This window comes from Flavobacterium sp. SORGH_AS_0622, assembly GCF_030818825.1.
In the GTDB taxonomy this organism is placed as follows: domain Bacteria; phylum Bacteroidota; class Bacteroidia; order Flavobacteriales; family Flavobacteriaceae; genus Flavobacterium.
This window is the reverse complement of the sequence record NZ_JAUTAX010000001.1, coordinates 1,309,215-1,320,555: the sequence shown is the minus strand read 5'-3', so window position 1 is coordinate 1,320,555 and position 11,341 is coordinate 1,309,215. Positions and strand designations below refer to the sequence as shown.

Annotated in this window: 14 protein-coding genes; 5 read left to right on the top strand and 9 right to left on the bottom strand. The window is 30.7% G+C overall.

The genetic code is table 11. The features are described 5' to 3' along the window. The first annotated feature begins 38 nt into the window (after positions 1 to 38). Genes QE431_RS05775 through QE431_RS05760 form a run of 4 tightly spaced genes read left to right on the top strand, consistent with a single transcriptional unit; the run spans position 39 to position 2,540 of the window. Positions 39 to 722: a cell division ATP-binding protein FtsE gene (locus QE431_RS05775; protein WP_057119081.1), complete on the top strand. Its 684-nt coding sequence runs from the start codon at positions 39 to 41 to the stop codon at positions 720 to 722. After that, positions 722 to 1,609, top strand: a complete 888-nt coding sequence (locus tag QE431_RS05770; protein ID WP_307293684.1) for a glycosyltransferase family 2 protein — start codon at positions 722 to 724, stop codon at positions 1,607 to 1,609. Before QE431_RS05775 ends, QE431_RS05770 begins: the two co-directional genes overlap by 1 nt. Further along, positions 1,610 to 2,140 carry a glycosyltransferase family 2 protein gene (locus tag QE431_RS05765; protein WP_307293682.1) on the top strand — a complete coding sequence of 177 codons (531 nt, stop codon included), beginning with the start codon at positions 1,610 to 1,612 and terminating at the stop codon, positions 2,138 to 2,140. It begins immediately after the preceding gene. Next, a complete protein-coding gene (locus QE431_RS05760; protein WP_307293679.1) occupies positions 2,124 to 2,540 on the top strand; it encodes a hypothetical protein in 417 nt (138 codons plus the stop codon). The genes QE431_RS05765 and QE431_RS05760 overlap by 17 nt, the downstream gene beginning before the upstream one ends. Here QE431_RS05760 and QE431_RS05755 read toward each other — a convergent pair. Next, positions 2,517 to 2,930 (bottom strand): FdtA/QdtA family cupin domain-containing protein, encoded by a 414-nt coding sequence (locus tag QE431_RS05755; protein ID WP_307293677.1) that lies wholly within the window; start codon positions 2,928 to 2,930, stop codon positions 2,517 to 2,519. The two genes, QE431_RS05760 and QE431_RS05755, sit on opposite strands and share 24 nt — an antisense overlap. Beyond that, a complete protein-coding gene (locus QE431_RS05750) occupies positions 2,927 to 4,012 on the bottom strand; it encodes a glycosyltransferase (protein WP_307293676.1) in 1,086 nt (361 codons plus the stop codon). Before QE431_RS05750 ends, QE431_RS05755 begins: the two co-directional genes overlap by 4 nt. Positions 4,013 to 4,057: 45 nt before the next feature. Here QE431_RS05750 and QE431_RS05745 point away from each other — a divergent pair, with 45 nt between their 5' ends. Continuing rightward, a complete protein-coding gene (locus tag QE431_RS05745; protein WP_307293674.1) occupies positions 4,058 to 5,194 on the top strand; it encodes a glycosyltransferase in 1,137 nt (378 codons plus the stop codon). Here QE431_RS05745 and QE431_RS05740 read toward each other — a convergent pair. From QE431_RS05740 to QE431_RS05710, 7 genes are all read right to left on the bottom strand, one after another. Beyond that, positions 5,191 to 6,465 (bottom strand): O-antigen translocase, encoded by a 1,275-nt coding sequence (locus tag QE431_RS05740; RefSeq protein ID WP_307293672.1) that lies wholly within the window; start codon positions 6,463 to 6,465, stop codon positions 5,191 to 5,193. The two genes, QE431_RS05745 and QE431_RS05740, sit on opposite strands and share 4 nt — an antisense overlap. Before the next feature lie 2 nt (positions 6,466 to 6,467). Continuing rightward, positions 6,468 to 7,592 (bottom strand): DegT/DnrJ/EryC1/StrS aminotransferase family protein, encoded by a 1,125-nt coding sequence (locus tag QE431_RS05735; protein ID WP_307293668.1) that lies wholly within the window; start codon positions 7,590 to 7,592, stop codon positions 6,468 to 6,470. Next, complete coding sequence (locus QE431_RS05730; RefSeq protein ID WP_307293665.1) at positions 7,589 to 8,539, bottom strand: FemAB family protein; 951 nt, start codon at positions 8,537 to 8,539, stop codon at positions 7,589 to 7,591. The genes QE431_RS05735 and QE431_RS05730 overlap by 4 nt, the downstream gene beginning before the upstream one ends. A 3-nt stretch (positions 8,540 to 8,542) precedes the next feature. After that, the gene (locus QE431_RS05725) at positions 8,543 to 9,145 is read right to left on the bottom strand and encodes a trimeric intracellular cation channel family protein (protein ID WP_134140705.1); all 603 of its coding nucleotides are present in this window, start codon (positions 9,143 to 9,145) and stop codon (positions 8,543 to 8,545) included. Between the two features lie 59 nt (positions 9,146 to 9,204). After that, a complete protein-coding gene (locus QE431_RS05720) occupies positions 9,205 to 9,456 on the bottom strand; it encodes a PH domain-containing protein (RefSeq protein ID WP_307293662.1) in 252 nt (83 codons plus the stop codon). Between the two features lie 170 nt (positions 9,457 to 9,626). Beyond that, positions 9,627 to 10,475 (bottom strand): hypothetical protein, encoded by an 849-nt coding sequence (locus QE431_RS05715; protein WP_057119101.1) that lies wholly within the window; start codon positions 10,473 to 10,475, stop codon positions 9,627 to 9,629. Positions 10,476 to 10,578: 103 nt separating this feature from the next. Then, the gene (locus QE431_RS05710; RefSeq protein ID WP_307293657.1) at positions 10,579 to 11,322 is read right to left on the bottom strand and encodes an RDD family protein; all 744 of its coding nucleotides are present in this window, start codon (positions 11,320 to 11,322) and stop codon (positions 10,579 to 10,581) included. Positions 11,323 to 11,341 lie beyond the last annotated feature (19 nt).

The window sequence follows — 11,341 nt, the reverse complement described above, 5'->3', positions numbered from 1 at the left end:
CGTTATCTTATTACTTTTACGATTCAAATCAATTTATTATGTCACAAACCGTACTATCTCTTAAAGAAGTCACTATATATCAAGAAGGAAGAAAAATTATCTCTCATATTAATTTAGACGTTAACCACGGTGAATTTATCTACATCATCGGAAAAACTGGCTCTGGAAAAAGTAGTTTCTTAAAAACTTTATACGCTGATTTACCATTAGTTGAAGGAGAAGGACATATCGTTGAATTTGATTTGGCAGGGATAAAAGAAAACGACATTCCGTTCTTGAGACGTAAAATCGGAATTGTTTTCCAAGATTTTAAATTGCTTCCAGATCGTTCAATCAAAGACAATATGCTTTTTGTTTTAAGAGCAACCGGCTGGCACGAAAAAGATGCAATGCTGCACAAAATTGATGAAGTTTTGGATAAAGTTGGCATGAAAGATTTCGTGAACAAAATGCCGCATCAGCTTTCTGGAGGAGAACAACAGCGTGTTGCAATTGCAAGAGCACTTCTTAATGATCCAGAATTTATTTTGGCCGATGAGCCAACAGGAAATCTTGATCCGCAGACAAGTTCTGAAGTTTTAGAAGTATTAAAAGCAATTAATGCAACTGGAAAAACCATCATTATGGCAACACACGATTATGCTTTATTGATGAAATTCCCTTCTAAAACACTAAAATGTGAAGATGAAAGAATCTTCGAAGTGGTGCAAAGAAGCGTGTAATGCTTTCGATTTTAATTCCGGTTTACAATTACAACATTTTTACTCTCGTAGAAACGCTGTACAAACAAACTTTGGAATGTAATATTCCTTTTGAAATTATTTGTTTAGACGACGCTTCGCAAGATTTTATAATTGAAAACCAAAGAATTAATCAATTTAATAACAGCTCTTTTTCTATTTTAGAAAAAAATATTGGCCGTAGTGCCATTCGAAATTTATTAGCACAAAAAGCAGTTTATGAAAATTTGCTTTTTTTGGATGCTGATACATTTCCTGTTCATAATCAATTCATTTCTAATTATATTGAAGCAATAAAAAAGAATGAAAAAGTTGTTTTTGGAGGGATTTTATACGAAAATAAAAAACCTGCAAAAGAGCTGCTTTTACGATGGATATATGGCAGAAAAAGAGAAGCTTTAAGCTTAGCTGACAGAATTCAGAATCCGTCTGATTCTGCATTGGTTTCTAATTTATTAATCAAAAAAGAAATAGTTGTTCGTTTTCCTTTTGATGAAAATCTGACAAAATACGGTTATGAAGATTTACTTTTTTTCTCCGTTTTAAAATCCAATCTTATTGCGATTACACATATTGACAATCCTGTTTTTCATTTAAATCTAGAAACTTCTGCCCTATTTTTAAGTAAAACAAAAACGGCATTACAAAATCTGGTATTTTTAGATGTTTCTAATAAAATTTCAAAAAAGGAAAGTAAAATTATTGCATCATTTGAATTTTTAAACAGATTAAAACTAATCTCTGTTTTTAATTTTGTTTTTAGAAAATTGGAAACCAAAATTGAGCGAAATCTAGTTTCAGAGAAACCTTCACTTTTTCTGTTTGACATCTATAAATTAGGCTGTTATTGCTTTTTAAAATCAAAATAAATGGCTTTTTTTTCTATCATAATTCCGCTTTACAACAAAGAAGATTTTATCGAAAACACGATACAAAGTGTCTTGAATCAAACTTTTCAGGATTTTGAAATTATTGTTGTAAATGACGGATCAACAGATAAAAGCGAAGAAAAATTATTGCAGTTTAATGATACTAAAATTAATTATTACAGCAAAAAAAACGAAGGTGCTTCTGCCGCAAGAAATTACGGAATCGAAAAAGCAGCTACCGATTTTATAACTTTTCTAGATGCAGACGATTATTGGTATCCGACGTTTTTAGAGACGATGTTTAATCTCATTTCCAAGGTTCCAGACCAAAAAGTATTTTCTGCTGCAATTGAATTTGATACTTCAAAAAAAATAATTCCAGTACAATATTCAATTTCAAAATCTAATGACGAATTTGAAATTGTAAACTACTTTCAAGCCAGTTTAAAGGAAACTGTCCTTTGTACTTCCTGCGCTGTTTTCCATAAAACTGTTTTCTCTGAAGCTGGAAATTTTGATACCAAAAATTAAAAGTGGTCAAGACACCGATTTATGGATTAGAATTGGTCTTATTTATCCTGTAGTTTTTTCTTGGAAAATATTAGCCCGATACGTTTACGATCCTGAAAGTCTTTCGAAAAATAAGAAACTGATTCACGAAAAAATGGATTTTTCGAAATATGAGAAAATAGAAAACGCCAATTTAGATTTGAAAAAATTTCTCGATTTGAATCGGTTTTCATTGGCTGTAAAAAGTAAAATCGCTGGAGAAAAAGCACTTTTTACTAATTATTCTCAACCAATTGACCTGAAGAATTTAGGTTTGAAGAAACAAATTTTATTACGCCTGCCTGCTTTTGCTCTGATCTTTTTGATTAAAACAAAAACAGTACTTGCAAATTTAGGCTTAGGCTCCTCCGTTTTTAAATAGTTTGAATTTTTTAAATTCCCGAATGTAATCTTCTTCATTAAATTCATTGGAAGACAAAACCAAACAGACACTTCCTGAAGAGAAATTTTCGATTTCCCTCCATATACCCGGCACGATAAGCAAACCGACATTTGGTTTATTCAACGTCACTGTTTTCTTGCTCTTACCATCTTTTAAAATCACGTCAAAACTGCCGCTTAATGCAATTAAAAATTGCTGTTGATCGATATGTGCATGCCCGCCTCTTTTGCTTCCGCTTGGCACATCATATAAATAATACACTCTTTTGGAAGCAAACGGAATTGTATCTCCTTCAATGACCGAAAGATTCCCTCTTCTGTCCTGAATTTTAGGAATTTCGATTAATTGAATATCTGAAATAGTGGTCATTTGTGATTGGTTAGAAGATTTTTCCATTGTTCAGATATATTTTTCAAAGATAAATGTTTGACGCTTTCTACAGCGTTCTTTTTGCAAAAATGATACAATTCGTTATCATCTGCAAGCCGATTGATAGCTTCGGCCAAAGCTTCAATATTATGGTTCTCAACCAACAGACCATTAAATTCATTCTGAATAATTTCTCGTGGTCCAGAATTACAATCTACAGCCACAACAGGCGTTCCCAACGCTAATGATTCTATTATGGAAAGTGGGAATCCTTCGTAATGACTTGTCAGAATGGTAAATTTAGCTTTACGAACTTCTTCAAATGGATTTTGTTTGAACGGAAATATTTTAACGTAATTACTTAAATCTAAACTTTCAATTTTTTGTTTTATAAAATCCAAATCATTTCCAGAACCTAAAAGATGTAATTCATATCCTTTCAAAAAAATTTGAGACTTAGAAAAAGCTTCCAGCATCAATGTAAAATTTTTAACTTTTTCATCAAATCGTCCAAAAAACAAAATCACTTTTTGAGTTTCTAAAGTCTCTTTTTTTAATTCTTCTTCGGCAATAAAAAAAGGATTGTAAATTGTAATGGTGTTTTTAAACTTATAAAGCTGATTTATTTTTTCTTCGATTGCTTTTGAGACACAAATTAAAGCCTCAGTATTTTCATAAATTATTCTCGACCAAAATACCGACGAAGGAAAATAATTTTTAAAATTATAACTATGCACAACGTAATAGATTTTTGTGTTTCGATAAATTAATCTCGTAATTAATTCTCTCAGCAATACATTTCTAGTTCTGCTGTCTATGACAATTTCTATATTATTTTTGGTCAAATAGCGGCGTAGTAAAATTCCTTTTTTTAATTTTCTGAGGAAAGAAAAAGAGCCTAAGCTTTCTTTTTCTAAATTGAATAAAGTTCCTGTATATGAATAATCTACAACATCATTTACAACAAAAGAATGGACTTCAAACCCAGATTCTGCTAACATAAAAGTCAGCAAAGCTGCGAAACGTTCTGCTCCTCCTTTTCCTAAAGAATTTGAAACAATTGCAACTTTCTTTTTATTCATGTTTTTAACCAAAAAAGTAAATATATTTGTCAAATATACACATAAATGAAAGTTTTACTGGTAGGCGAATACAGTCATTTGCACAATTCTTTGAAGGATGGTTTGCAAAAATTAGGACATGATGTTTTTATTATTGGTCAGAGCGACGGTTTTAAAAACTTCCCAGTCGACTTTCCTATTCAGAAAAAATGGGATTCTGGTTTTCTAAAAAAAGTAAAAATTGCAGTGTATAAACTTTCTGGATTCGATATTACCTCTTATTTAACGTATCGACAGTTTCTAAAATTCGAAAAACAATGTTCAGGTTTTGATGTCGTGCAGTTAATCAACGAAAACAGTTTTCACTGCACGTATCATTTCGAGAAGAAGATCATTTCGAGCCTTTTAAAAAACAATAAGAAATTGTTTTTACTGAGTTGTGGCTACGACTATTTAAATGTGAAATATTGCTTCGAAAATCCTGATTTTAAATCTGTAATTCCGCTTTATCAAAATCATAAAATTGATAAAAAATCATTTGCTAATGTTTTGAAATTCCGAAGAAAAGCTTTTTTCAAACTGCATCAATTTATTTACAAAAACTGCAGCGGCATTATTGCTTCGGATCTAGATTATCATCTTCCATTAATAGCAAACGATAAATATTTAGGGATGATTCCAAATCCAATTAATATTGACAAACTTCAATTTGAATCGTTAAATATTTCTAAAAAAATTATCATTTTCCATGGCATCAACAATGATAATTATTTAAAAAAGGGAAATGATTATTTTGAAAAAACTCTGGAAATAATTGAGAAAAAATACGGTTCAAAAGTTGAAATAATCACTGTTAGAAGTGTTCCTTATTCTCAATATATCGATTTGTATAATAGATCACATATTTTATTGGATCAAATTTATGGATACGATCAGGGCTACAATGCACTTGAAGCAATGGCAAAAGGAAAAGTCGTTTTTACCAACGCCGAAACTGAATTTACGGAATATTACAATCTTACTGAAAAAGTATGTATAAACGCTATTCCAAATGTAGATTACCTAGTAAATGAATTGTCTTTTTTAATTGAAAATCCTGAAGAAATTACGGCAATAGGAAAACGCGCCAGGACTTTTATAGAAGAACATCATAATTATATGAATATTGCACAAAAATACGTGCAGAAATGGAACGAAAATTAAAACAAACTTTTTCTAAAATAGATCGCAAGGACTATCAAATAACTCAAATTTTGAAAAGCGTAAGCTATTACAACTCCTTCTATTTGAAATATTTGAATATAATAAACACTAGCCGTATACAGAATAAATAAAGAAAATAATTCTGTAAGTATAAAAGCCAAAGTCAATTTTTTGGCAAAAAACTGGTAGCCTAATATCAGTGAACAAACTTTAAAAATATCTCCGAGAAACTGCCAAAAAAACAAATCTGTTACAGGTAAAAATTCTTTACTAAAAAGCAGTTTAACCACAAAAAATCTAGCCAAATAAAGCACAATTAAACCCAAAACAAAAACAGGCAGAATGAACTTATAAAACTCCCAAAAAACACTTTTTGTTTCCTGATTAGTGGATGCTTTTGATAGTTTCGGCAAAAAATAAACGGTTAGAATAGTACTGATAAATAAAAGATAATAAGACGAAATTCTTGTTATGGTTTCCCAATATCCAGCTTGTTCAATTCCTAAATCATGAATAATATGATTTCTAATTGCTAAGAACACAAAAGGCCCTAGGACCGAAGAAACCAAAGCCATTAAGGAATACGAGGAAAGATTTTTTATGATTTTAAAGTCAAATAAGTCTAGTTTTATAATTTGAAAAAAGTTAATTTCTTTTTGAACTAGATAAAAAGTAACGAAAAACAAAAGCGCGGGCGCAATCACAATAGCCATTAAAGCTCCAATCGTTTGGTATTGTAAAATCAAAAAGAGAGAAACCGCTAAACCAATTATGTTTCCGATGATATTAATCCAGATTACTTTTTGAAATTTCCCTAAACCATTAATTAATGCAACAAAAAAAATTGAAACGGCATAAAAAGGCAAAGCCAAAGCCAGAACTTTAAAAACTGGTAAATATTCGGTGTTATTTCCAAAAATTCTGGTATTCCAATATTGGGCTGTAAAAAACAAAACAAAACCTAGAAGAATGGCTATGAATGAGAGGCTTATAAAAACAGTTGTAATTATTTTTTGAAGTTCAACTTTATTTTTCTCATTTTCGGCGGTGTATTTTACGATGCCATTTTGAAATCCTAAAGTGGAAATATTTTCTAATGAAGTTAAAAAATTACGAAGATTTCCAACTAACGCCATTCCGCTTGGTCCGACAAAAACGGCAAGTATTTTTGATGTAATTAATCCAATTCCGATTTTTAAAACAACGCTGAAACTGTTTAAAGAAGTTATCTTAAACAAACTGGTTTGACCTATTTTTTTATAGAAATTCAAACTTAATATTGATTTAAAATTTCAATTATAAAATCAACTTCAGATTCTATTAAAACAGGACTCATTGGCAAGCTTAAAACCTCATTATGAATCTTTTCTGTTACAGGTAATGATAAATTATTCCATCCTGAAGTTTCGGAAGAAAAAGCCTTCTGTTTGTGTGGCGGAATGGGATAATGAATTAATGTCTGAATATTATTTTGGGTTAAATAATCTTGTAAATTGTTTCTATTTTCTGTCCGAATAACAAATAAATGAAAAACATGATTGTTTGAAAAATCCCAAAACGGCAATTCTATTTTATCATTTTTTATTTCAGACAAATAGCGTTTTGCAATCTTTCTTCTTTTCTCATTATCAGCATCTAAATTGGGCAATTTCAGATTTAAAAATCCAGCTTGAAGTTCATCTAATCTCGAATTTACACCAATATATTCGTTTTGATATTTTTTCTCAGAACCATAATTTCGAAGTGAAAAAAGCACTTTGGCCAGTTCAGCATCATTTGTCGTAATCGCTCCGCCATCGCCTAAACAACCTAAATTTTTTCCTGGATAAAAACTATAAGCGATTGCTGATTTTAGTCCCGAAGCCTCGGGATAGATTTTAGATTTTAGATTATTTTCTGCTCCGTGAGATTGTGCGGCATCTTCTACAACAATAAGATTATGTTTTTCTGCAATTTCATTTATTTTATCCATTTCCGATAGCTGCCCGTATAAGTGAACAGCTAAAATGGCTTTTGTTTTTGAGGTGATTTTTTCCTCAATTAAATCTGGATTTATATTGTAAGTTTCTAATCTCGGCTCCACCAAAACTGGAACTAAATCGGCTTGTAAAATTGCTAAAATACTCGCTATATATGTATTTGCCGGAACGATAACTTCGTCACCTTTTTGAAATTTTCCGAGTTCGATATACCCTTTAAATATAAGAATTAAAGCATCCAAGCCATTTCCGACTCCAATACAATATTTTGATTGGCAATATTCGGCGAAAGCCTTTTCAAACGCTTCCACTTCTTTTCCTAAAATATACCAGCCGTTATGTAAAACCGTTTTCAGTTTTTCCTGAAAAGCAGTTTCAAAAGGTTCGTTGATTTTTTTTAGATCTAAAAATGGTATCACTTTATTTCAATTTTATAAAAATCCTGATTGTAAACAGAACAGCCTAATTCTTCTTTTTGGTTTAAAAGTCCATTATTGTAGCCCGCTTCATTATCATCTCCTACAATTCCCATGTCAAAAAAGTGCTTTCCTTTTCGTTTGTATTTGTGCAACAAATTAATGAATAAAAAATCAAGAGCTCGAAATTCTTCTCCCGTCTTTGAAGTTGCACCATACTGTGATTTAACGACATTTTTGGTCTCAAAAATCGTTATTCCGGCAATTATTTCATCATTTTTATATGCAGAAAATTGTTTTATATTTTGAGGAAATTTAGATTTTAAAAGTGTAATTTCTTCTTTAGAATGAACAGGTTTTGTATCGAATTTTTCCAATAATCTTGGTTCTAAAACTTTTTCCCAAAACGAATCGAAATTCTCTTCTTCTACGATATCTAAATCAAGGTTTTCAATTCTTCTAAAGTGCTTTAATTTACTTTTCGAAATCTTTAAAGGCACAGATAAATTAACTGCCAGATTCATTTCCTTTCGTTCTAAAACAGCGCCTCTTTTGATTAGAAAAAACTCGATTTCTTTATTTCCTTCCGAAAAATAAAAATCTGGAATCGGTTTATAATAAAAGGTTTGTATTTTATTTTCTTTCAAAAAAAGTAAAATTTCGTCTAAAATCAATGATACTTTTTCTGCCTTCAATTTAGATAAATAGACCAAACCACCATAAGTAAGTCCTTGATGAGAATAAACGGCATTTTCTCGTTTATTGGCTGGAAGAATGGCACGTAGTTTTTCTTCTTCAAAAATTAAAAGAGAGAAGTCTTCAAAACGATCATTATGGTATTCCATAAAGTCACGATGAAATAGAAACGTAGCATTTTTGGCCTGAGCAACAAAATCGTTCCAAATGGCAAAATCATTTTGATTGTATTTTTTTACGGTATATTTTGTCATCAATTATTTATGATCAAATGCTTTTAAATGCCATTTGTATTTTACTGCCAGCAGTCTAATTACAATAATTACAAGTGAAGTAACTAAATATAAAACATCGACGTTTAAATTTAGTGCTCTTAAACCAAAGAATACGAATCCGCCAAAAATACAGATTGTAGCATATATTTCTTCTCTAAAAACGTTCGGAATTTCGTTGCATAGAATATCTCTAATTACCCCTCCAAAACACGCGGTCATTGTTCCTAAAGCAATACAAATTCCGGGATGAAGTCCAATCACAATTCCTTTTTCGAGACCAATTAAAGTAAAAACTCCCAAACCAATTGTATCAAACAAAAATAATGAAGTTCTGAGTTTATCGAATTTTTTTCTAAAAATAATGGCTAGAAAAAATCCTAAAATAATCACGTAAACATACTGCATATCGCGCATCCAGCCTACTGGAGTTCGTCCAATAAGGACATCTCGGAGCGTTCCTCCTCCTACCGCGGTGACAAATGCAATGATAAAAACCCCAAACGGATCTAGTTTTTTATGCATCGCGGTTAAAGCGCCAGACATAGCAAACGCCATTGTCCCAATAATATCTAGTAAGTGAAACATTTTTTCTTAAGCTACAAAGATTTAAAGGTACAAAGGTGCAGAGATTTTTATAATTGTTTCTATTTTTTTAGTACTATTTTTATTTCAGGATTTATTCTCTTGATTGCTTCTAAAAATCTGCTTTTATCCTTTGGAGAAATTAAAAGCGTATCATATTTATTATATAAAATTTCTAATCTGTTAAAAGAAAGTGCAGGCGAGCTTATAATATTAAAAGTCTCCGATATTGTTTTTATCTCCTTAACTTCAATTAAAAAATTAAAGAAATAGCCGCATTTTATTTTCAGTTTATCGCCTTCAATACTATACATCGTTGTTGAAAATGAATAGATGACATAACTAATTACAAAAATTATGAAAATAAAACCAAACCAATTTTGATCATACGCTAATCGTATTAGAATCAGCGTAAATAATATGCTTACCAGAATTACAAACCATAAATCAATTTTAGATTTGAATTTTTCCATTTATTATTCTATTATTTTTTAACGTAAATAGGACTTCTTTTTAGCAAATAAGTTACAGAATCCATCCAGCTGTCTTTTACTGCTAAGAGCGGTTTACGAGTTTGAGAATAAATTTTGGTCGTATTTCTATACATGTCAAAATAAACAGTATAGTAATAATAAACCTGTGTGTTTGCTGTAGTTGTAGAAATATCGTTTGTTTTTATTTTTTTGTTATTGTCGCTTACTTTTGCATTTCCGCTATTATAAGTAGTGGCTGTAGTACCAGAATTTATAGTATAAGAAACTTTTGCAGCAACAATATTATCAACTCCTAATATTTTCTCAAGATCTTCAATTGGAGTCTCATCAATATTATTATGATCTATTCCAGCTTTATGAAGCAAACTATTTGTGGTTCTTAAATCTTGAACTGTTAACGGAAAAATATTTGATGATTTGTCCAGCAGTTTATTGTAAAGATCGTTTTGAGCAAATTTAGCCATGTCTCCTGAGCTTTCCTGCGTATCTGAATTCACGTAAGGAACTGGCAGCACAGCAATTGTATTGGGCTTCATTTCTGATGCTGTAATTGTTGACGAACCTGAAGACGGCGAACTATTTCCAGAACTTACATCAAAAGTTTGTGATCTTCCGCTGGCAAAATCAATTCTTGCAATCTGCGAAATGTCAAGTGAAATTACTAATGTTTCGCCTGGAAGTGAATATTCTACGGTTTTATCAGACATTTTTGAAATCGTACATTCAATAATCTGATAATCTCTTTTTATTATTTTATCCAATTTTTTTCCGCCTTGAGCGAAACTAAAAACAACGGCAAATAACATTAATATAATGAGGAGTGGCTTTTTACTTTTCATGTTCAGAGTTTTTAATTAAAAATATCATAACTAAATAATCAGTTAAATATAAAAAATTAAAATCTAAAGATTCAAAATAATTCTAATTCCTTAAAGAAAATTTTTACATATGCTGTGTGTAGAAATTGTAGTCTTTTAAAATTACTCGGATAAAATCGCTGTTATTTCCAGATTGATTTTTAATTCCGGTTACGCTTTCGATTTTGGCTACCAATTTATAAATGATTTCATGATCATTTTTGGCTTCGGCTTTTTGGTATGTTTCCTTGATGATTCGCATATCATTGTCTGAAAGTTTTATCACTAAAGGATAAGTGGGAACATACGAATCTCCTATTTCTTCTAAAATTGTGTGGCTAATATTAATTTTATTTTTCAACGTAATAACAGCTGTTCCTGCTGCCATATCTCCCAGACGCTGAGATTTTTGACTGGTAACTACCGCAATCATTCCTGGTAAACCAAAAAGACTGAAAAAATCTATTACTCTAAAAAACCATCTCACTAAATAATCGCCAAAACCAGCTTGATAACCGTCAATTTTTACCACTTTAATTTTTACTAATTTTTTTCCAAGCGATTGTCCTTCAAAAATACTTTCAAGAACTAAGGAGTAAACTATAATTGGTGAATACAAGATTAAATATACTGCGCCGCGAGACCAGCTGTCTAAACTAGCCATCAATCGATCTAACTGAAGCCAGTCAAATAGAACTACTGAAATTGCCGTCGAATAACAGATTATAATGAACAAATCAATGAAAAAAGCACCTAATCTTTCGCCTACAGAAGCAGCAATAAAATTTATTTTGACATTTTGTGTCGTATTAATAGATAATTCTGACATATTTTATATTTTAGCCAAC

What these genes read in the sequence shown, in the direction of transcription:
- QE431_RS05775 (WP_057119081.1), top strand. Translation starts at nt 39, where the DNA reads ATGTCACAAACCGTACTATCTCTTAAAGAAGTCACTATATATCAAGAA.
- QE431_RS05770 (WP_307293684.1), top strand. Translation starts at nt 722, where the DNA reads ATGCTTTCGATTTTAATTCCGGTTTACAATTACAACATTTTTACTCTC.
- QE431_RS05765 (WP_307293682.1), top strand. Translation starts at nt 1,610, where the DNA reads ATGGCTTTTTTTTCTATCATAATTCCGCTTTACAACAAAGAAGATTTT.
- QE431_RS05755 (WP_307293677.1), bottom strand. Translation starts at nt 2,930, where the DNA reads ATGACCACTATTTCAGATATTCAATTAATCGAAATTCCTAAAATTCAG.
- QE431_RS05750 (WP_307293676.1), bottom strand. Translation starts at nt 4,012, where the DNA reads ATGAATAAAAAGAAAGTTGCAATTGTTTCAAATTCTTTAGGAAAAGGA.
- QE431_RS05745 (WP_307293674.1), top strand. Translation starts at nt 4,058, where the DNA reads ATGAAAGTTTTACTGGTAGGCGAATACAGTCATTTGCACAATTCTTTG.
- QE431_RS05730 (WP_307293665.1), bottom strand. Translation starts at nt 8,539, where the DNA reads ATGACAAAATATACCGTAAAAAAATACAATCAAAATGATTTTGCCATT.
- QE431_RS05725 (WP_134140705.1), bottom strand. Translation starts at nt 9,145, where the DNA reads ATGTTTCACTTACTAGATATTATTGGGACAATGGCGTTTGCTATGTCT.
- QE431_RS05720 (WP_307293662.1), bottom strand. Translation starts at nt 9,456, where the DNA reads ATGTATAGTATTGAAGGCGATAAACTGAAAATAAAATGCGGCTATTTC.
- QE431_RS05715 (WP_057119101.1), bottom strand. Translation starts at nt 10,475, where the DNA reads ATGAAAAGTAAAAAGCCACTCCTCATTATATTAATGTTATTTGCCGTT.
- QE431_RS05710 (WP_307293657.1), bottom strand. Translation starts at nt 11,322, where the DNA reads ATGTCAGAATTATCTATTAATACGACACAAAATGTCAAAATAAATTTT.